Source organism: Arthrobacter sp. PAMC25564 (assembly GCF_004798705.1).
Classification (GTDB): domain Bacteria; phylum Actinomycetota; class Actinomycetes; order Actinomycetales; family Micrococcaceae; genus Arthrobacter.
On record NZ_CP039290.1, the window covers coordinates 3,506,431 to 3,525,335 of the forward strand.

Genomic DNA, 18,905 nt, shown 5'->3' on the forward strand with positions numbered 1-18,905 from the left:
GTGGTGACCTTTGGCTCGGCGGGATGATTCGGGGCGGCCCGGCTACTTCACGCTAACTCTAACCGTGTGGTACCCGGTGGCCCCGCTGGGCGCGACGGGGGCCTGGTCCTCCACCTGCGGGACGCCGGCGAGGTCCGTGGCGCGGACCTGGACCTCGTGTTGGCCCGGGGTCAGCGGCAGCGCCAGCTTCCACTGGTACCAGGTGTCCTGGGAGATTCCGGGCGCCAGCTGGGCCGGCTGCCAGGGCCCGCGGTTGACCCGGAGCTCCACTTTGCCGATGCCCGTGTGCTGCGCCCAGGCGACCCCGCCGAACGTCACCGTCCCGGCGCCCACGCTGCGCCCGTCCCGGGGCACATCGATACGGGAGGACGTCTTGATGGGTCCGCGCTCGGACCAGCCCCGGGGTGTCCAGTAGCCGGCGTCGTCCGCGAAGCGGGTCAGCTTCAGCTCGGTGACCCATTTGGTCGCCGAGACGTAGCCGTAGAGCCCCGGGACAATCAGCCGGACCGGAAATCCGTGCTCCAGCGGGAGCGGTTCCCCGTTCATGCCCACGGCCAGCAGCGCGTCCCGGCTGTCCGTGAGGGCCTCCAACGGGGTGCCCGCGGTCCAGCCGTCCGCGCTGCGGGAGAGCACCATGTCCGCCCCCGGCTTGGGGCCGGCCAGGGCCAGCAGCTCGCGGACCGCCCAGCCGAGCCAGCGGGCATTGCCGATCAGGTCCCCGCCCACCTCATTGGAGACGCAGGCGATGGTCACATGCCGTTCCGTCAGGGGTTTGGCCAGCAGGGTGGCGAAATCCAGTTCGATCTCGCGTTCCACCAGCCCGGTCACCTTCAGCGTCCACTGCTCCGGATCGACCAGCGGGACGCGCAGCGCCGTGTCGATCCGGTAGAAGTCCTTGTTGGGCGTCACGAGCGGACCGAGGCCGTCCAGCTTGATCTCCGCGCCCGCCGGAATCGGGGGCGCCGGCGAGGCTGCGGCCGGGAGCGCCAGTTTGCTGCGCACCTCGCTGACGACGGCGGCGGCTCCCCTTAGCGTGGAGGCGAGCAATCCGCCGAGGACAGCGACGGTGGCCGTCCCGCCGAGCACCTGCAGGAAGCGGCGCCGGGCGGGCTCCCCCGGGGCCTGGACCGGGCCAGGGACGGGCCGGGGGGCGGGACCAGGGACAGGGCCATGGATTGAGCCCGTCACGGGGACCGGCACGGGCCCCGACGCGTCCGTCTGCCGCCGTACGGCTGCACCGGCGTCGTGCGGGCCCGCCACCGGCCGCCACTCCTCCAGCCGACGGATCAGCCAGCGCAGCAGCACCATGCCGACTACGGCGACGAGCAGCGGGACCGGGATCGCGTTCGCGGTCAGTTCGGCCCGGCCCAGCACAGCCGCGAGGCCCACCACCCCGAAGACCGCAATGATGGCAACCCCGGCGAAGCGGCGGCGCCGTTCGACGACCCCGGACAGGGCCGCCAGCGCGGCGATGACCAGCGCCATGCTGCCCAGCAGGGCCACCTTGTCGGAGGTGCCGAAGAGAGAGATCGCCCATTCCTTGACGCCGGGCGGGACCGCGTCGATCACGGCGCCCCCGACGGCTGTCACGGGTGACAGCGAGGGGCTCACGAGCCCGGCCGCGAGTTCGCCGAGCGCCACGCCGGTGCCGACGGCCACCACCCCGGCTGCCGCCGCCCACCGCGAGGGATGTGGGTTTCCGGTGGGCGCGGCTGCCGGCGCGGTCTGGATCGTGTTCACGCTTCCAGCATAGGTTCGCGGCGCCTTCACGGCACGGTGCCGGGCCCCGCGACGGGTACGGGGCAAATCCGCACGGCATCCGCCAGATCCGTGACGGGACGGACGTGATGCTTGCCCCTGGGTGGCGTAGCCTGATTTCATGACAGTTCAGCTCGGCATGCCCCAACACCGCGGGGCCGGCAGCCCTGGAACGGGCATCTCCGGCGTTCCCGGGCGCCCGGCCGCCATGCCGGCCGGGCTGGTGGACCGCTACGGACGCCGCGCCACGGACATGCGGCTCTCGCTCACGGACAAATGCAATCTGCGCTGCACCTACTGCATGCCGGCCGAAGGACTGGAATGGCTGTCCAAGCAGGCGGTTATGTCGGCAGCGGAAATCGTCAGGATCGTGCGGATCGGCGTGGACCTGCTGGGTGTGCGGGAACTGCGGCTGACCGGCGGCGAACCGCTGGTCCGGGCCGATCTGCTGGACATCATCGCCGCCCTGCGCCAGGCCCATCCCGGGCTGCCCATTTCGATGACCACCAACGGCGTCGGCCTGGACAAGAAGGCCGCCGGCCTCAAGGCCGCCGGACTCTCGCGGATCAACGTCTCGCTGGATTCGCTGCATGAGGAAACATTCGCCAAGCTGACGCGGCGGCCCTTCCTGGACAGGGTGCTGGCCGGAGTGGACGCCGCCTGGGCCGCCGGACTGGGTCCCGTGAAGCTGAACGCTGTGCTGATGCGCGGGATCAATGACGCCGAGTCGCCGGCCCTCCTGGCCTGGGCGCTGGACCGCGGCTACGAGCTTCGCTTCATCGAGCAGATGCCCCTCGATGCCGATCACGGCTGGACCCGCCGGAACATGATCACCGCGGCGGAGATCCGGGAACTGCTCTCCGCCGACTATGTGCTCAGCGCCGATCCGCGGGACCGCGACGGAGCCCCGGCGGAACGCTTTGAGGTCCGCGCCCGGGTGCCCGGTACTGAAGAGGCTGCCGGCCCCGTGCTCGGAACCGTGGGGATCATCGCCTCGGTCACCGAGCCCTTCTGCTCCGACTGCCGCCGCACCCGGATCACGGCGGAAGGCAAGATCATGAGCTGCCTGTTCTCCCGCGAGGAGGTCGACCTGCTCGGGCTGCTGCGCGAGGGCGCCAGCGATGACCAGCTCGCCGAACGCTGGCAGGACGCCATGTGGATCAAGCCCAAGGCCCACGGCATGGACCACGTGGGCCTGGACGCCCCGGACTTCATCCAGCCGGACCGCAGCATGAGCGCCATCGGAGGCTGATTTTCCCGTGAACGTACGCTACTTCGCTGCCGCGCGCGCTGCCGCAGGCCTGGACGAGGAACACTTCGACCTGGCCGACGGCGCCACGATGGCCTCGCTGCTGGAGGCGATCCTCGCCGTCGAACGCCCGGAGCCGCCGGCCGGGACACCACCGCTGGCCCGCATCCTGTCCCGCTCCAGCTTCCTGCTCAACGAGGTCGCGGTGCGCGGCCAGACAGCGGTGTTGAAGCCGGACGACGTCGTCGACGTGCTGCCGCCCTTCGCCGGCGGCTAAGCTCCGGGGGTAATACGGCTAGGCTTCGGGCACCCGCCGGCAGACCGAGGTCATGAACGGGGTGAACTCACTCGCCTTGCCCAGCCGGAGCCCAGCGCTGTGCGTCAGCACGCCGTCGTCCACCCGGAAGGTGTGCCGCGCGGTGCCGCGGTCGCTGCGCCGCTCCATGGTGAGGGTGCCCTCCTGCCAGCTGGCGCGCGCGGGCGCCTCCGGAGGCAGCCCCATGCTGTTGACGTGGTACCAGAGGGTGTCCGGGCGGTCCGGGTCCATGGTGAAGACACCGTGGCCCTCGGAGCGGGTGCCGTCGGCCTCGGTATGCCGGTACGCCTGGGTGACCGCGAGGCCGGCGGCCGCACGGGCAAACGTCAGTTCGACGGCCGCAGTCCGCGCCGGCCCCCAGGCCGTGGCCTCCCACTTTGTGGTTCCTGTCCAATGCCCGAGGAACGCCTCAAGCGCCTCGTGTGCACTGCCTGGCAGCAGCCGGTCCATGTTTTCCTTCCAGGGGTCCTCCCGAGTGACCCCGCCCCCCATCATCACGCGCCACCGCCGCCCTGTCCAGCGTCCGGCGGTGCCGGTGCCGCACGGGCGATGCCTCGGTCCGGAGGCATCGCCGCAGTTCAGAGCCCGAAGGTCTCGTTTTCGTCGAAGGGGCCGACGACGGTGATGGTCCGTGGCGCAGCGGCAAGCTCGCGGGCAAGTTCCTGGACCTCGGCGGCGGTGACGGCCTTGATCAGGCGCAGCGTCTCGTCGATGTCCTGGTATTCGCCGGAGACCAGCTCGGCGCGGCCCAGCCGGGACATCCGGGATCCGGTGTCCTCGAGGGCCAGCACGATCCCGCCGCAGAGCTGCCCCACGGACTTGCGGAGCTCCTCCTCGGAAATGCCGCCCTCCGCCAGCTTGTCCAGTTCCGCGCCGAGCAGCTCGACGACCTGCCGGACCTTCGACGGCGTGCAGCCGGCGTACATCCCGAAGTAGCCCGCGTCCGCGTAGGAGGAAGCGAAGGAGTAGGTCGAGTAGACAAGGCCGCGCTTCTCCCGCACCTCCTGGAAGAGCCGGGATGACATGCCTCCGCCGAGCACCGCGTTGAGCACGCTCATCACGAAGCGGCGGTCATCGGTGGCGACGAGCGAGGGGCAGCCCATGATGATGTTGGCCTGCTCGACCGGACGCTTGACCACATGCAGGCCCGCGGTGCCGGTGATTTCGGCGCGGTCGGTAGGGCGGCGCTGCACCGGGGTGGCCGCCGGCTCAAGGTTCCAGCCCGCGGCGTGGAGGGCGTCCACCACGAGGCCGCAGACGACGTCGTGGTCCAGTCCCCCGGCGGCGGTGATGACGAGCTCGTCGGGCCGGTAGTAGCGCCGGTAATGGTCCCAGACCGAGTCGCGTGCGACGGCGCGGATGGCGTCAGGGGTGCCGCCGATCGGGCGGCCGAGGGGGTGGGTCCCGAGCACGGCGGCGACGAAGTTCTCGTGCGCGACGTCGGTCGGGTCGTCGCTGTCCATGGCGATCTCCTCAAGGATGACGTCGCGTTCCTGCTCCATCTCCTGCGGGTCAAGGACGGCGCCGGTGATCATGTCCGCGATGACATCGATCGCCATGGGCAGGTCGCTGTCCAGCACGCGGGCAAAGTAGCAGGTGCTTTCCTTCGCCGTGGCCGCGTTCGATTCCCCGCCGACCTCGTCGAAGGCCGAGGCGATCTCAAGGGCGGTGCGGCGCCGGGTGCCCTTGAACAGGAGGTGTTCGAGGAAGTGGGTGGAGCCGTGCTGCCCGGGTGCCTCGTCCCGGGAGCCCACGCCGACCCAGAAACCGATGGTTGCCGAACGCTGGCCGGGCATGGCTTCGGTCAGCACCCGGACGCCGCCGGGCAGGACCGAGCGGCGCACCTCGGAACCGCCGTCGGCTCCGTGGATCAGGGTGTCAGCGTGCTGGTTCTGCTCAAGCGGCAGGGGGACGACAGTCATCAAGGCCTTTCAGTAAATACGTGCCAAATCTGCGTGCAATCCTACCTTTAACGGCGGCGGGGCCGGTGGATGATCCACCGGCCCCGCCGTCACTGGCTGTTCTGCGAACTACAGTGCCAACTACTCTGCGGGCTCCTCGGAGACCTCAGCGGCGTTTGCGCCTTCCTCGTCAGCCACAACGGGAGACAGCGAGAGCTTGCCGCGGTCATCGATCTTGGTGATTTCCACCTGGATCTTCTGGCCCACGGAGACGACGTCCTCGACGTTGTCAACGCGCTTGCCGCCGGCGATCTTGCGCAGCTCGGAGATGTGCAGCAGGCCGTCCTTGCCCGGAGTCAGGGAAACGAAGGCGCCGAAGGTCGTGGTCTTGACGACCGTGCCCAGGTAGCGCTCGCCGATTTCCGGGATCTGCGGGTTGGCGATGGCGTTGATCGCGGACCGTGCCGCGTCGGCAGACGGGCCGTTCGTGGCGCCGATGTAGACCGTGCCGTCGTCCTCGATCGAGATGTCGGCGCCGGTGTCTTCCTGGATCTGGTTGATCATCTTGCCCTTCGGCCCAATGACCTCGCCGATCTTGTCAACCGGGATCTTGACCGCGATGACGCGCGGCGCGAACTCGGAGAGCTCGTCCGGGGTGTCGATCGCGGAGTTCAGGACGTCCAGGATGTGCAGGCGGGCTTCGCGGGCCTGCTTCAGGGCGGCTGCCAGGACGGAGGCCGGGATGCCGTCGAGCTTGGTGTCCAGCTGGATGGCCGTGACGAACTCGGAGGTACCGGCGACCTTGAAGTCCATGTCACCGAAGGCATCTTCGGCGCCGAGGATGTCGGTCAGGGCGGCGTAGCGGGTCTGGCCGTCAACCTGGTCGGAGACCAGGCCCATGGCGATACCGGCGACGGGAGCCTTCAGCGGCACACCTGCGTTGAGCAGGGACAGCGTGGAGGCACAGACGGAACCCATCGACGTCGAACCGTTGGAGCTGAGCGCCTCAGACACCTGGCGGATGGCGTACGGGAATTCCTCGCGGGACGGCAGCACCGGCATGATGGCGCGCTCTGCGAGGGCGCCATGGCCGATTTCGCGGCGTTTCGGGGAACCGACGCGGCCGGTCTCGCCGGTGGAGTACGGCGGGAAGTTGTAGTTGTGCATGTACCGCTTGCGCGTCACGGGAGACAGCGAGTCGATCTGCTGTTCCATCTTGAGCATGTTCAGCGTGGTGACACCCAGGATCTGGGTCTCGCCGCGTTCGAAGATGGCCGAGCCGTGGACGCGGGGCAGGACCTCAACCTCGGCGGTGAGCTGGCGGATGTCCGTCAGGCCACGGCCGTCGATGCGGATCTGGTCCTTGAGGATGCGCTGGCGCACAACCTGCTTGGTGACCGAGCGGAATGCCGCGGACAGTTCCTTCTCGCGGCCTTCGAACTGGCCGGCCAGCGAGCTCGTGACCTCGTCCTTGAGCTCGTCGGAAGCGGTGTCGCGTTCCTGCTTGTCGGCGATCTGGAAGACGGCAGCCAGCTTCTCGGCGCCGGCGGCCTCGACGGCGGCGAAGACGTCGTCCTGGTAGTCCAGGAAGATCGGGAACTCCACGGTCGGCTTGGCGGCGCGGGCTGCCAGATCGGCCTGGGCCTCGCACAGGGCCTTGATGAACGGCTTGGCAGCCTCGAGGCCCTCGGAGACAACCTCTTCGGTCGGGGCGGTGGCGCCCTGTTCCTTGATGAGGTTCCAGGAGTTGTCGGTGGCTTCGGCTTCAACCATCATGATGGCGACGTCGTCTCCTGCAACCCGGCCGGCAACGACCATGTTGAAGACGGCGTTCTCCAGCTGCGAGTACTTCGGGAACGCAACCCACTGCGAACCCTGCTCGTCGGCAACGAGGGCAACGCGGACGCCGCCGATCGGGCCGGAGAAGGGCAGGCCGGAGAGCTGGGTTGACATCGAGGACGCGTTGATCGCGACCACGTCGTAGAGCTCGTCCGGGTTGATGGACAGCACGGTGACGACGATCTGGACCTCGTTGCGCAGGCCCTTGACGAAGGCCGGACGCAGCGGGCGGTCCATCAGGCGGCAGGCCAGGATCGCTTCGGTGGACGGGCGGCCTTCACGGCGGAAGAACGAGCCCGGGATGCGGCCCGCAGCGTACATACGCTCTTCGACGTCGACGGTCAGCGGGAAGAAGTCGAAACCTTCACGCGGGTGCTTGCCGGCGGTGGTTGCGGACAGCAGTGCGGTCTCTTCATCGATGTAGACCATCGCTGCGCCGGCTGCCTGCTTGGCAAGGCGGCCGGTTTCAAAGCGGATTACACGCTTGCCGAAGCGGCCATTGTCAATGACTGCTTCTGAGAACTGGATTTCGGGACCCTCCATAGAGAGTCACCTCCGTTTCATGGTTCACGGAGCCCAGCCGCATCAACCCAGTCCAGCATCTGTCTACTGGCCTGCACTGCACCCGGTCATCGATCGAGACCCACGGGCGGGGCAACATTTCCTTGATTGCCGTTCCCGGGGGTCACTACCGAGGACCGCGAATGCGTGATGCGGTTGATCCTCCTGTTGAGTTTTATTTGAAGAAGGCGGCCCTTTCCGTCACGGAAGGGGCCGCCCCCTTAAAGCTGACTAGCGGCGCAGGCCGAGGCGCTCGATGAGCGCACGGTAGCGGGTGATGTCAGTGTTCTTGAGGTAGGTGAGCATACGCTTGCGACGACCAACCATGGCCAGCAGACCGCGCTGGGTGTGGTAATCGTGCTTGTGCTCCTTCATGTGCTCAGTGAGATCCTTGATCCGCTGAGTCAGGACTGCAACCTGGACCTCCGGTGAACCGGTGTCGCCCTCGGACGTTGCGAAATCCTTGATGATGGACTGCTTTACAGCGGCTTCAAGTGCCACGATAACTCCTAGAGATGTGCCGTGAGGCCCGAAACAGTACTTCACTGCCGGGGGTACCGGTAGCGGAGCGCCTCCCCCAGGGGAAAAGGCCTCCGAAACACAGCAAGAACCAGCCGCCACGGACTGCAGCCGGATCCAACGTTTAGTTTACTGGCACGTTCCCGATCTTGTCGAAACCGCCGCTCTCCAGCCGATCGCGGATCGCGGCCACGCCGCGGTACAGCTCGGCGAAGGAAGTGCTCAGCGGTGACAACCCGATCCTGATCCCCTGCGGAGCCCGGAAATCCGGAATGACATCCTGCTCCCACAGTGCCGCGGTCATGTCCAGGAACGCCGGGTGGTCCACTGTGATGTGGCTGCCGCGCAGTTCCGGATCCCGCGGCGTGGACAGTCCAACGCCCGCCGGCGCGAGCCAGGCGTCGTGGAGCCCGACGGCGAATGCGGTCAGCAGCCGGGATTTCGCCCGGACGGCGGCCATCCCCGCTTCCTCGAGCAGGTCCAGGGTGCCGCGCATGGCGAGCATGCCGAAGATGGCCGGGGTGCCGCTGAGGAAACCCCGGATGCCGGGAGCGGCCTCATAGCCGGCCGCCATCTCGAAGGCATCCTTCCGGCCCATCCAGCCCCAGATCGGCTGGCGCAGGCCGGGCAGGTGACGGGCGTTGACGTAAGCGAACGCGGGCGAGCCCGGTCCCCCGTTGAGGTATTTGTAGGTGCAGCCGGCGGCGAAGTCTGCGCCGGCGGCGTCCAGTCCGATCTCCACCGACCCGGCGGAATGGCACAGGTCCCACACGACGAGCGCGCCGGCGTCGTGCACCGCGGCGGTGATTCCCGGCAGGTTCGCAAGGAACCCGGAGCGGTAGGCGATCTGGCTGAGGAGCACGACGGCAGTGGCCGGGCCGGTGGCGGCCCGCACCTGGTCAACGCTCACGCCCGAGGCGGGATCGGCGTCGATCCAGCGCAGCGTGAGGCCCTCTTCGCGGGCGATGCCCTCGACGAGGTAGCGGTCGGTGGGGAAATTGTCCGTGTCCAGGACGATTTCGGTCCGGGCCGGATCCGTGACGGCGGCCAGGGCGGCGCGGATCAGCTTGTACAGCACCACAGTGGTGGAGTCCGCGATGATGGTCTGGCCCGGGGCGGCACCGAGGACCACACGGCCCAGCTGCTCGCCGATGGCCTGCGGAAGTTCCAGCCATTCCTCGTCCCAGCCGCGGATCAGCCGGCCGCCCCAGCTGTCCTGGATGAAGCCGCTGATGTCCGTGACGGTCCGCTTCAGCGGACGGCCCAGGGAGTTCCCGTCAAGATAGGACAGCTCGGTGTCCGTGCCGATGAAGTGCTCCCGGTACGCGGCCAGCGGATCCGCGGCGTCCAGTTCCAGGGCACGCCGCCACAGGGCGTCGGGGTTTTCCGTGGCGCTCACTGGCCGATCTCCGTCCGGACGGCAAAGAGCTCGGGGAAGAAGGTCAGCTCAAGGGCTTTCTGCAGGAACGCGGCGCCGCTGGAACCTCCGGTTCCCGCCTTCATGCCGATGGTGCGCTGGACCGTGCGCAGGTGCCGGAAGCGCCAGAGCTGGAAGTTGTCCTCCAGGTCCACGAGTTCCTCGCAGGCCTCGTAGGCGCCCCAGTGTTCGGCAGCGTGCTCATAGATGTACTTGAACACCGGCACAAGCTCCGGGCAGAACTCGTGGGCCCGGCTGACGTCCCGGTCCAGCACCGACGCAGGAATGTCGAAGCCCTGCCGTTTGAGGTAGGCAAGGAAGTCGTCGTAGATGCTCGGTGCCTCGAGGAGCTCCTGCAGCAGCGCGTGGGCTTCGGGGTCGGACTCGAACACCGGCAGCATCTTGGAGTTCTTGTTACCGAGCAGGAACTCGACCGCGCGGTACTGGCTGGACTGGAAGCCGGAGGAGTTACCGAGGAAACTGCGGAACTGCGAATACTCGGTGGGGGTCAGCGTGGCCAGCACGGACCACTGCTCGGTCAGCGTCTTCTGGATGTGCTTGACCCGGGCGATCGCCTTCAGGGCCGAGCCAAGGTCATCGGTGCGCAACCAGCCGGCGGCACTGCGCAGCTCGTGCAGGACCAGCTTCAGCCACAGCTCCGTGGTCTGGTGCTGGATGATGAAGAGCATCTCGTCGTGGTGCTCGGGCGTGCTGACCGGCTGCTGGGCACTGAGCAGCGTGGGCAGCTGCAGGTACGACGCGTAGCTCATCCGGGTGCTGAAGTCGCGGACAATGTCCCGGTCCAGCTCCCTCGTGTTCTTCTCAATGCTCACAGTTTTGCCTTCCGCAGCTCAGGGCCTGGATCCACCCGCGGACCGCCGCGGGTCAGTGCGCGAACAGGAGCCCGTGCGCCTGGACCACGTCCAGCCGCATCTGTTCCACCAACGCATCAGGCCCACGGTACGCGACCATGCCCCGCAGCCTGGCGACGAATTCCACCACTACTGTCTGGCCGTACAGATCGAAGTCGCCGACTTCTTCGTCCGGACGGTCGATCACGTGCGCCTCGACCTGCCGGCTGACGCCGTCGAACGTGGGGTTGGATCCCACGGAGATCGCGGCAGGCCACCGGGTGCCGGCCTGGTCCACGAGCCAGCCGGCGTAGATGCCGTCGGCGGGGATGTAGCCGCTCGCCGTGGAAGCGAGGTTGGCCGTGGGGAAGCCCAGGTCCCGGCCGCGCGCGGCGCCGTGCACGACTTCGCCGCGCATCCGGTGCGGGCGTCCCAGGACGGCGGCGGCGGTGGCGACGTCGCCCGATTGCAAGGCCTCGCGCACCCAGGTGGAGGAACAGCGGCGGTCCGCGCCGCCGTCGTCGTGGAGGGGGAAGCCCTCGGAACCGAATTCGCTGATGACCAGCACCTCGAACCCGAGCTTCCTGCCCAGTTCCTGCATGGTGGCCAGGTCGCCGGAGTTGCCGCGGCCGAAGCGGGCATCGTGGCCGATCACCACATGGCTGGCCTTGAGGCTGCCGACCAGGATGGTGGCGACGAATTCTTCCGCGGTGAGGCTGGCCAGCTCGAGGGAATACTTCAACACCAGCACGGCGTCGAGGCCCAGCTCGCCGAGGGCCACCAGCTTGTCCTCCAGCCCCATGATCAGTTCAGGGGCCGATTCGGGCCGGTGCACCAGCGCCGGATGGGGGTCGAAGGTGATGGCAACGGCACGCGCATGGTTCAGGCGCGCGGTGCGGATCAGCTGCGAGAGCACCTGTTGGTGGCCGCGATGCACGCCGTCGAAGTTGCCGAACGTGACAACGGAAGGACCGAAGTCCGCCGGGACTTCGGACGGATCGTTCCAGATGTGGACCATGAACCTCGCCTTTTTACTGCCTGCCATGAACTCTTCCGGAGACAGTGCCGGCTCCGGAACCCTCTAAGATTACCCGCATTCGGTGCCGGTCCAGGACGGTCAGGCCGGGCTGCCTGGTGCGTCCTTCCGCGTGCGGCGCGCCGGGACTATGAATCAAGGGCCGCAGTTCGGCGACGCCCGTGCGGGCTCCGTTTCCAACGACGCCGCGGTCCACGTGCGGCTGAAGGAGTACGCCATGACTGAGCTCCACGACATTCTTGGGCAGATCCCGATCGACCAGATTGCGGGGCTGCTCGGCGCCGACGAAGGGACGGCCAGGTCCGCAGTGGAAGCCGCCGTGCCCACGCTTCTGGCCGGCATGCACAACAACGCCCAGGCTCCCGACGGCGCGGCGGCGCTGGAATCCGCGCTGAGCCAGCATCAGCACGGACTGATCGACGGCGGCGTGGACGTCTCGCAGGTGGATACCGCGGACGGCGAAAGGATCGTCAGCCACGTCTTTGGCGGACAGCAGGACCAGGTAGCCAGCCAGCTTGCCGGAACCCCCAGTTGGGCGGCGCGGGCGGGGATCTGGTCAAGAAGCTCCTGCCGATCCTGGCACCGCTCGTGATGTCCTATCTTGCGGGCAAAGTTTTCGGCGGTCGCGGCGGCCAGAGCGGGGCCAATGCCGGTCCGGCCCAGACTGCCGGCCAGCCTGGTGGTATCGATCTGGGAGGCATTCTGGGCGGGCTCCTGGGCGGGGCCGCGGGTGGCGCGGGCGGCGCTGGCCGGGTGGTCTCCTGGGCGGCCTGCTCGGCGGAGGACTTCCAGGCGGCGGCCAGCAGCCCCCGCGGTCGGTGGCACCGGAAGCCGCGCAGGATTCGGGAACGGAACCCCAGGCCTATCCACAGGGCCAGGCTGCGGGCGGCGCACCGCAGCCGGGTGAGCTGATCGACGTCGATCTTCCGGGCGGATCGCAGGAGGAACAGAAGAACGACGACGAAGGCGGCCTCGGCGGGCTGCCGGGAGGATTGTTCGGGAAGAAGTAGGCAGCTCCGGCTCCCTTGTGTCGCCGCTTCGCTTACTGCCTTGGCTTGCCCTGGGTACCGCCCCGGCCGAGCGCGGATCGGATCAGCGCGGCATCTTCGAGCGTCAGTTCCATGAGCCCGCGGCGGAGCTGGTAGCCCCAGCTTGGTGCCTGCATCCGCGCCGGCCCCGACCTTTTCCGTGGCCAAGCTGGGCGATGCCCAGCGTGACTCCGTGCTCCACATGTTCCGCGGAGACGACGCCCAGCCAAGCTTTCATGCCGCGTGTCCCGCACCCTCAGAATTGGAGCGGTAGTTCCGCCAGTGCAGGAAGACCGCCAGCAGGATCAGGGGAACGTGGATCGCAGGAAGGTTCCGCGCAAACCATTTCGGCAGGTAGATGTCCGTAACTGACCCGGTGGCGTCACCGAGGTCCTGCGCCACGGCGGTGAGCGGGCAATGGAAGCCGTTGGCGGCAAAGACCAGGGTTTCGGCGGTCACGACGCCGGCGGCCAGGCTGGCCTTTCGGTCGGTGCGGCCGCGGATACCGGCATACAGCACGTAGACCATGCAGGCCTCAATCGTGAACCAGGCAAAGGTATGAAGGGACTTCACGGCTTTGAGCATTAATCGGCGTACCCTCATGGCACTACCGTAGGCGCCGGCTGCGGTCTTCTGTTCAGAGGCTTTCGGCCTGCCGCGCCATCCTAGAGGCATCGGGATGCCATAGGGCCTGAGCGATGACTCTGGACGGCCCCTTCTGCAGACGGCTAAATTCTGAGGATGCGGAGGGCATTGGGGCCAGCAGCAGTCGGGCTGCTGGTGGGCGGCCTTGCCAGCAAGCACGGCGAGTGGTTCACCATGACCCCTGCCCAGGCCGCCGTGCCGTTCGAGCCGTTCGAGCCGGGGACCCAATTCCTGTTCGTGCCGGCTTCCTGAGCCGGCACGTGCGGCGTCATTCAAGGCGGAAGTAGTGGTTGCGTTGTGGCTTCTGGCGCGGGTCCAGGTGGGGTGGCGGGATGAACCAGGGGATGCCGGTGCGGTTCTGGATGGTCCATTGTTCCTTGTGGACCAGGTGGTGGTGGTGGGAGCAGAGGAGCGTCCCGTTCTCTGTGCTTGTGGTGCCGCCGCGGGACCAGTAGCTGATGTGGTGGGCTTCGCACCAGGGTGCCGGGATGGTGCAGCCCGGGAAGGTGCAGCCCTGGTCCCGGGCGGTGATGGCTTTGCGGATGTGGGGCGGGAAGATCCGTGCGGCGCGGCCGATGTCCAGGATCCGGCCTTCCCCGCCGAGGAGGACCGGGATGATGTCCGCGTCGCAGGCGATCTTCCGGACGGTTGAGGCTGTGACGGGTCCGGTGAACGGCAGGGTTCCGGTGTTCGACGGCGCCGGGGCCGCGCCTGGTGGGCTGCCGGCCGCGGTGCTGGCTGGGTGTCCGAGGCGGTCCAGGAGGTCCCGGTAGCCGATCGTGACCATGACCTGGGGGCGGAGTCCTCCCGCGGCGGGCAGCGGCCCGGATGACAAAGCGATTTTGCAGGCGCCGACGAGGCCGTCGAGGAGTTTCTGCGGCCGGGATCGGCGGTCCAGCCCCGCCGTGCCGGAATCATTCTCCTCCCCGCCGGGGGAACGGCCGGTTCCGGGACCGGCGGGGTCCGTGGCAGGGTGCCGGCTGCCGGGTTCTGCAGCGTCCGCGCCGCTGGTCCGCGGGTTCGTGGCGGTATTCATGACGGTGAGGAGGTGTTCGAACTGGTCGGCGGTCGCGAAGATCTCGAGGTGGTGCAGGCCGTGGCGGGTGCGGCGGATGAAGGCGCCCTGGAGGTGGCGCAGCGCCTCTTCGGAGGGTTCGGTACCGTCCTGGTCCAGGGCGTCGGTCCAGCGCCTCGCGATCCGTGCCAGGAAATCCGGATCGTTCTCCGCGGCGGTGCGCGTCAAAGCATGCTCCATCTCCAGCGCAGCCGCGGCATCACAGCACGGCCGGACACGGTCCAGGGCCACGGTGATGATGGTCGCGGACCGGGAGGCGACGGTCCCGGACGCCAGCGCGGCGCCGAGCTCCGCGTGGACGGCAGGAAGCGGCCGGCCCGCCAGGCCCCTGCGCGGAAGGACGCTCCCGGCCAGGGCGAGCCGGCGGCGGGCCTCCGCGGCGCTGATCCGCAGCCGGGCCCGCAGGAAGTCCGTGGTGTTCCGGAAGCCGTCGTCCAGGACTTCCCGCGGCCCCTGGTCAGGACCCGCCGGTCCCGCCGGGGCTGCCTCCACTCCCGCCGGTATGCCGGGCTGGTCCTTCCAGCCGGTCAGCCAGCCGGCACCCGTCCCCGCACCGGCGGACGCGGCCGCCTGGTTCCTGCTCCGGTCCACCGCCGCCGCCGCCACGAGCTGCAGATACTCCACGGTCCGCGAGAGTTCCTCCACGTCATCCGCGAAGTCCGCCGCCGCCCGGAACCCCCAAAGCGCCGCGTCCTGCACCGCCGTCGCGCCCAGTATCCGGAGCAAACCCAGGGCATCCCCCAGCACAGGCTGTGTATCCTGCCCGGCTTCCGCGAAGGAGACGAAACCCCCGATGGCTTCCATGACTTCACACTACTGCCGGGCCACGACAGTATCAGCGGCCCGGCCCCCGGCCCGGCCGGCACACTCAAAAGGTCGCCAGGCTAAGGCCTCCCCCAAGGAAAAGTGGCTTCCATGGGAAACTGGGGGCATGGACAGCACAGTCACCCCCTGGCCCGGGGAATCATTATCCGCGGCATCACGATCCCGGGAGGTCCCTTTTGAGCTGCGGCGCCCCCTCGGCCCCCGCGACCCCGGTGATGCCTGGGTCGAAGGCGTCCGCGGAAAGTTCTGGGGGCGTTTCGGCTCGGCCGGACTGCTTGTCCACGATCCGGCCAAGGGCATCCTGCTCCAGCACCGCGCCTTATGGAGCGATCAAGGAGGAACGTGGGGACTGCCGGGCGGCGCCCTTCACCAGGGCGAAGAGGCGATCCACGGGGCGCTGCGCGAAGCCAAGGAAGAAGCTGCCGTCCCGCCGGAGAACCTGCACGTCCTGTTCACCTCAGTCTTCGATGTGGGCTACTGGTCCTACACCACCGTCGCCGCCCAGGTGCTGGAGCCCTTTGAACCCGCCATCAGCGACCCGGAAAGCCTGGAGCTGCAATGGGTGGGGATTGACAGCGTCAGCGAGAAGGAACTGCACCCCGGGTTTGCCGCGGCGTGGCCGGCCCTCCGCGGCAGGCTTCAGGGCCTGGGCACGGAAAATCCCTAAGGCGCAGAGGCCCTGACCCCGCCTGGCCGCAGGGACGAGGTATCAGGCCTGCTTGGGGGCCGGACGCCGGCGGTACAGCCAGATCAACCCGAGGATGGGCAGCAGCAGCGGGATGAAGCCGTAGCCGCGGCCGAACAGGGACCAGACGGTCTCGTGCGGGAAGTTGACGGCGTCGACGAGGCTCAACGCCCCTACGACCAGCACGCCGACCAGTTCCACGAGCACCGCCGTCACGGAGATCTTGAACCAGGTCCGGCCGGGCTTCGCCAGCGACACGGTTGCCACGATGTACACGACGGCGGCGAACGCGGACAGCGAGTAAGCCAGCGGCGCTTCGGAGAACTTGGTGAGGATCTGGTAGCCCGCCCGTGCCGTCGCCGAAATCGCAAACACTGCGTAGACGGCGATCAGCAGCCGGCCCGGACCGGTATTGCGGGTGTCGGCCGGCGCCGGACCGGGGGTTGCGGAGGTCTCCCCCGGATTGGTCCCGGTGCCCTGCGGCGAAGGTTTTGCCGTCACGTTGTGTGCCTCTTCCATGTCAATACCAGATCTGGTTCATGCGGGCGGCCATCACCAGCGCGGTGACGCCGACGGCGGCCAGGACAAAGTTGCTCCAGCGGGTGCGCTCCAGGATGGACCAGTACACCGCGCCGACCGGGAGCATCAGGGCCGTCACGAGATAGCCCCAGAACTCCCAGGGCTCCCCCGCGATCCGCTCCCCTGCCACGACCCGGACGATGGAACCGACGAGGTATACCAGCAGGGACAGTTCGACGGCGGCCACCGACAGGATCGTTGTGTCGTTTGGGGCCTTTTTCAGGAGGCCCGCGGTGATGCAGATGATGGTGGAGAGCAGCCCGACCACCAGGATGATGTAGAAATACGCGTCCAACGCTACGTGCCCTGCTCTTCAGGCTGGTGTTCCGGATCAGGGGTGCTGGCGTTCCTGGCGGTGGCATCCTTTTCCCCGGAGTGCTTCTCGTTGTCCGGCGCGAAGACCAGCACGGGCTTGGCATAACTTCCCGCATCGGCCAGCAGGGCCACCAGCGTGCCGTCCGGGGCGAAGGCAGCGGCGGGCCTGTCCGCCGTTGCACCGCCAGCCGCACCGGCGGCAATCCTGCGGCCGAAGGAGAGCTCGGTGGTTTCCTCGTCGCTGAGCTCACGGTTCGGCATCAGCGCCCGGGCTGCCTGGGACATTTCCAGGACGTCCAGGTCCTCGGCCAACTGCTCAAGGGTGTGCGCCTGGTCCAGGGTGTACGGTCCCACCTGGGTCCTGCGGAGCGCCGTCAGGTGGCCGCCGACGCCGAGGGCCTCCCCCAGATCGCGGGCCAGGGCACGGATGTAGGTGCCGGAGGAACATTCCACCGTGACGTCGACGTCGAGCACCGCACCGTCGCGCACGCGGCGGACCTCATGGACCTCGAAGCGGTGGATGGTAACCGGGCGGGAAGCCAGTTTGACCTCTTCGCCGGACCTGACCCGGGCGTAGGCGCGTTCGCCGTTGACCTTGATGGCGCTGACGCTGCTGGGAACCTGGGAGATTTCGCCGGTCAGGGCGGCGACGCCGGCCCGGACGGCTTCTTCGGTGACGACGGCGGCGCTGTGCGTCGCGGTGACCTCGCCTTCGGCGTCGTCAGTCACTGTCGATTCGCCGAGGCGGATCGTGGCTGTATAGGTCTTGGAGGTGCCCACGATGTAAGTCAGGAGCCGGGTCGCCTTGTTGATGCCGACCACCAGCACACCGGTGGCCATCGGGTCCAGCGTTCCCGCATGGCCCACTTTTCGGGTACCGGCGAGCCGCCGCATCCGTCCAACCACATCGTGGCTGGTCCAGCCTTGCGGCTTGTCCACTATCACCAGTCCAGAAAGCACGCTCCCCAGTATATCTGCGCGGGGCCCGCCGCCGACGACGGCCCCCATCCGGCTCCGTCCCGGTACTGTTCCCCGCGCCCGGCCCGGGAATCCGAGGACGTTAGGATAGCTGACATGCCCGAGCTTGCCGCCCACGTCCGCGACGTCCCCATCAACCAGATACGCGAGATCACCGAAGCGGCCTGGGCCAGCCCCGGCGCCATCGTGCTGAGCATCGGAGAGCCCGGCTTCGCCGTCCCGCGCCACATCCTTGAAGCCGGGATGGCGTGCCTGGAGCGGGACGAGACCAACTACACGCCCAACGCCGGGATCCCGGCGCTGCGCGAGGCCTTTGCCGCCCGGTTCCGCGAGCACAACGCGACGCCGGTCGGTGCGGACCGCGTCTACATCGTTGACGGCGCCCAGCAGGGCCTGCATTTCGCTATGAGCCTGCTGCTCTCCCCAGGGGACGAAATCCTGATCCCCAACCCGGGCTACCCCACCTTCGCCATGACCAGCAGCCTGCTTCATGCCGTCCCCGTGCGGTACCCGCTCTACCCGGGCCACGACTTCCAGCCGCGGATCGGGGACATCGAGGCGCTGATTACGCCGCGGACCAAGGTGCTGGTCCTCAATTCACCGTCCAACCCGCTCGGAGCCGTCCTGGGCGAGGAGCTCACCCGGAGCCTCGTGGAGCTGGCCCGGCGGCACGATCTGTGGATCATCTCCGACGAATGCTATGAGGCGTTCACCTACGATGTCCCCCATGTCAGCCCGGCCCGTTTCGACAGCGACGTCCCCGGCGAAGCCCGCGTGTTCACCTCGCTGACCCTGTCCAAGACGTATGGGCTGACGGGGCTGCGGATCGGCGCGCTGGTCTGCCCGCCGGGGCTGGAGCAGAAGATGAACAATGTGATGGAGTCGATCGTCTCCTGCGTGGCGTCGCCCTCGCAGTATGCGGCATTGGCGGCGCTCACGGGTCCGCAGGATTACGTCAGCCACGCCCACGCCCATTACCGGGCCAACCGGGACGCCGCCTCCGCCGTGCTGCGGTCCAGGGGAATCCCGTACCTCACCGCGCAGGGGGCTTTCTACCTTTGGGCGGACGTGTCCCATGCCAGCGGCGGGGACGTCCGGGCCTGGGTACGGCGATTCCTGGCGGATTCCCGGGTGTCCTTCGCCCCGGGGACGGCGTTCGGTTCCATCGGTGAAGGCTGGATCCGGATTGCCCTCTGCGGCAGCCAGTCGGAGCTGGTTGAAGGCCTCGGCCGGCTCCCGGCGCGGCTGTCCTGATTCCACCGGCCGGCGGCCTCCGGACACCATCAGCCAACAGGCCGGCGGGCCGATAGCCCCTACCGCCGGAACGG

21 protein-coding genes are annotated in these 18,905 nt (G+C 68.3%); 7 read left to right on the forward strand and 14 right to left on the reverse strand.

All coding sequences use genetic code 11. The annotated features are described in order from the left end of the window. Nucleotides 1-42 precede the first annotated feature (42 nt). Nucleotides 43-1,740 (reverse strand): molybdopterin-dependent oxidoreductase, encoded by a 1,698-nt coding sequence (locus E5206_RS16315; protein WP_136323405.1) that lies wholly within the window; start codon nt 1,738-1,740, stop codon nt 43-45. A gap of 139 nt (nt 1,741-1,879) precedes the next feature. On the opposite strand from E5206_RS16315, the gene moaA reads away from it, so the two are divergent. Together moaA and E5206_RS16325 are read left to right on the forward strand one after the other, a co-directional pair. Then, nucleotides 1,880-3,010, forward strand: coding sequence for a GTP 3',8-cyclase MoaA (gene moaA / locus E5206_RS16320; RefSeq protein ID WP_205759951.1), 1,131 nt, complete (start codon nt 1,880-1,882; stop codon nt 3,008-3,010). Nucleotides 3,011-3,017: 7 nt separating this feature from the next. After that, nucleotides 3,018-3,284 carry a MoaD/ThiS family protein gene (locus tag E5206_RS16325; RefSeq protein WP_136323406.1) on the forward strand — a complete coding sequence of 89 codons (267 nt, stop codon included), beginning with the start codon at nt 3,018-3,020 and terminating at the stop codon, nt 3,282-3,284. 18 nt (nt 3,285-3,302) lie between these two features. Here E5206_RS16325 and E5206_RS16330 read toward each other — a convergent pair whose 3' ends face one another. The 7 genes from E5206_RS16330 to E5206_RS16360 all read right to left on the reverse strand — a co-directional run bounded on the left by E5206_RS16330 (nt 3,303) and on the right by E5206_RS16360 (nt 11,429). Further along, entirely contained in the window at nt 3,303-3,773 is a 471-nt protein-coding gene (locus E5206_RS16330; protein ID WP_136323407.1) for a DUF1579 family protein, read from the reverse strand. A gap of 128 nt (nt 3,774-3,901) precedes the next feature. Next, nucleotides 3,902-5,245, reverse strand: coding sequence for a pitrilysin family protein (locus tag E5206_RS16335; RefSeq protein ID WP_136323408.1), 1,344 nt, complete (start codon nt 5,243-5,245; stop codon nt 3,902-3,904). A gap of 120 nt (nt 5,246-5,365) precedes the next feature. Further along, on the reverse strand, nt 5,366-7,606 hold the full coding sequence (locus tag E5206_RS16340; protein ID WP_136323409.1) for a polyribonucleotide nucleotidyltransferase: 2,241 nt from the start codon (nt 7,604-7,606) through the stop codon (nt 5,366-5,368). A gap of 249 nt (nt 7,607-7,855) precedes the next feature. Continuing rightward, nucleotides 7,856-8,125, reverse strand: a complete 270-nt coding sequence (rpsO, locus tag E5206_RS16345; protein WP_136323410.1) for a 30S ribosomal protein S15 — start codon at nt 8,123-8,125, stop codon at nt 7,856-7,858. 142 nt (nt 8,126-8,267) lie between these two features. Then, nucleotides 8,268-9,542 carry an aminotransferase class V-fold PLP-dependent enzyme gene (locus E5206_RS16350; protein ID WP_136323411.1) on the reverse strand — a complete coding sequence of 425 codons (1,275 nt, stop codon included), beginning with the start codon at nt 9,540-9,542 and terminating at the stop codon, nt 8,268-8,270. Further along, nucleotides 9,539-10,393 (reverse strand): tryptophan 2,3-dioxygenase, encoded by an 855-nt coding sequence (gene kynA / locus E5206_RS16355; RefSeq protein ID WP_136323412.1) that lies wholly within the window; start codon nt 10,391-10,393, stop codon nt 9,539-9,541. The genes E5206_RS16350 and kynA overlap by 4 nt, the downstream gene beginning before the upstream one ends. 52 nt (nt 10,394-10,445) lie before the next feature. Beyond that, on the reverse strand, nt 10,446-11,429 hold the full coding sequence (locus E5206_RS16360; RefSeq protein WP_136324184.1) for a bifunctional riboflavin kinase/FAD synthetase: 984 nt from the start codon (nt 11,427-11,429) through the stop codon (nt 10,446-10,448). A 235-nt stretch (nt 11,430-11,664) separates the two neighbouring features. On the opposite strand from E5206_RS16360, the gene E5206_RS19670 reads away from it, so the two are divergent. Next, complete coding sequence (locus tag E5206_RS19670; RefSeq protein WP_240689794.1) at nt 11,665-12,039, forward strand: DUF937 domain-containing protein; 375 nt, start codon at nt 11,665-11,667, stop codon at nt 12,037-12,039. Between the two features lie 226 nt (nt 12,040-12,265). Beyond that, complete coding sequence (locus tag E5206_RS19675) at nt 12,266-12,457, forward strand: hypothetical protein (RefSeq protein WP_240690212.1); 192 nt, start codon at nt 12,266-12,268, stop codon at nt 12,455-12,457. Nucleotides 12,458-12,489: 32 nt separating this feature from the next. Here E5206_RS19675 and E5206_RS19785 read toward each other — a convergent pair whose 3' ends face one another. Both E5206_RS19785 and E5206_RS16375 read right to left on the reverse strand, forming a co-directional pair. Continuing rightward, a complete protein-coding gene (locus tag E5206_RS19785) occupies nt 12,490-12,612 on the reverse strand; it encodes a hypothetical protein (protein WP_276605947.1) in 123 nt (40 codons plus the stop codon). Nucleotides 12,613-12,709: 97 nt separating this feature from the next. Beyond that, nucleotides 12,710-13,048, reverse strand: coding sequence for a hypothetical protein (locus E5206_RS16375; RefSeq protein WP_240689796.1), 339 nt, complete (start codon nt 13,046-13,048; stop codon nt 12,710-12,712). A 180-nt stretch (nt 13,049-13,228) separates the two neighbouring features. Here E5206_RS16375 and E5206_RS19365 point away from each other — a divergent pair, with 180 nt between their 5' ends. Further along, nucleotides 13,229-13,372, forward strand: a complete 144-nt coding sequence (locus E5206_RS19365) for a hypothetical protein (protein WP_168709370.1) — start codon at nt 13,229-13,231, stop codon at nt 13,370-13,372. A 16-nt stretch (nt 13,373-13,388) separates the two neighbouring features. Here the strand turns inward: E5206_RS19365 and E5206_RS16380 are convergent, their stop codons facing one another. Beyond that, nucleotides 13,389-14,999, reverse strand: coding sequence for an HNH endonuclease signature motif containing protein (locus tag E5206_RS16380; protein WP_136323414.1), 1,611 nt, complete (start codon nt 14,997-14,999; stop codon nt 13,389-13,391). Between the two features lie 127 nt (nt 15,000-15,126). On the opposite strand from E5206_RS16380, the gene E5206_RS16385 reads away from it, so the two are divergent. Continuing rightward, nucleotides 15,127-15,687, forward strand: coding sequence for an NUDIX hydrolase (locus E5206_RS16385; RefSeq protein ID WP_136323415.1), 561 nt, complete (start codon nt 15,127-15,129; stop codon nt 15,685-15,687). A gap of 42 nt (nt 15,688-15,729) precedes the next feature. Here the strand turns inward: E5206_RS16385 and E5206_RS16390 are convergent, their stop codons facing one another. From E5206_RS16390 to truB, 3 genes are read right to left on the reverse strand one after another with little or no spacing between them, the layout of a single operon-like run. Then, nucleotides 15,730-16,224 carry a hypothetical protein gene (locus tag E5206_RS16390; protein ID WP_136323416.1) on the reverse strand — a complete coding sequence of 165 codons (495 nt, stop codon included), beginning with the start codon at nt 16,222-16,224 and terminating at the stop codon, nt 15,730-15,732. Between the two features lies 1 nt (nt 16,225). Beyond that, nucleotides 16,226-16,579 carry a hypothetical protein gene (locus E5206_RS16395; RefSeq protein WP_136323417.1) on the reverse strand — a complete coding sequence of 118 codons (354 nt, stop codon included), beginning with the start codon at nt 16,577-16,579 and terminating at the stop codon, nt 16,226-16,228. Nucleotides 16,580-16,581: 2 nt separating this feature from the next. Then, the gene (gene truB / locus E5206_RS16400) at nt 16,582-17,559 is read right to left on the reverse strand and encodes a tRNA pseudouridine(55) synthase TruB (RefSeq protein WP_240689797.1); all 978 of its coding nucleotides are present in this window, start codon (nt 17,557-17,559) and stop codon (nt 16,582-16,584) included. Nucleotides 17,560-17,673: 114 nt separating this feature from the next. On the opposite strand from truB, the gene E5206_RS16405 reads away from it, so the two are divergent. After that, nucleotides 17,674-18,831 carry a pyridoxal phosphate-dependent aminotransferase gene (locus tag E5206_RS16405; RefSeq protein WP_205759952.1) on the forward strand — a complete coding sequence of 386 codons (1,158 nt, stop codon included), beginning with the start codon at nt 17,674-17,676 and terminating at the stop codon, nt 18,829-18,831. Nucleotides 18,832-18,905 lie beyond the last annotated feature (74 nt).

Bases quoted from the DNA above. Each gene is read 5' to 3' on its own strand.
- moaA (WP_205759951.1), top strand. From the start codon at position 1,880: ATGACAGTTCAGCTCGGCATGCCCCAACACCGCGGGGCCGGCAGCCCT.
- E5206_RS16330 (WP_136323407.1), bottom strand. From the start codon at position 3,773: ATGGACCGGCTGCTGCCAGGCAGTGCACACGAGGCGCTTGAGGCGTTC.
- E5206_RS16335 (WP_136323408.1), bottom strand. From the start codon at position 5,245: ATGACTGTCGTCCCCCTGCCGCTTGAGCAGAACCAGCACGCTGACACC.
- E5206_RS16340 (WP_136323409.1), bottom strand. From the start codon at position 7,606: ATGGAGGGTCCCGAAATCCAGTTCTCAGAAGCAGTCATTGACAATGGC.
- E5206_RS16360 (WP_136324184.1), bottom strand. From the start codon at position 11,429: ATGGTCCACATCTGGAACGATCCGTCCGAAGTCCCGGCGGACTTCGGT.
- E5206_RS19670 (WP_240689794.1), top strand. From the start codon at position 11,665: ATGACTGAGCTCCACGACATTCTTGGGCAGATCCCGATCGACCAGATT.
- E5206_RS19785 (WP_276605947.1), bottom strand. From the start codon at position 12,612: ATGCAGGCACCAAGCTGGGGCTACCAGCTCCGCCGCGGGCTCATGGAA.
- E5206_RS16380 (WP_136323414.1), bottom strand. From the start codon at position 14,999: ATGGAAGCCATCGGGGGTTTCGTCTCCTTCGCGGAAGCCGGGCAGGAT.
- E5206_RS16385 (WP_136323415.1), top strand. From the start codon at position 15,127: ATGGACAGCACAGTCACCCCCTGGCCCGGGGAATCATTATCCGCGGCA.
- E5206_RS16390 (WP_136323416.1), bottom strand. From the start codon at position 16,224: ATGGAAGAGGCACACAACGTGACGGCAAAACCTTCGCCGCAGGGCACC.
- E5206_RS16405 (WP_205759952.1), top strand. From the start codon at position 17,674: ATGCCCGAGCTTGCCGCCCACGTCCGCGACGTCCCCATCAACCAGATA.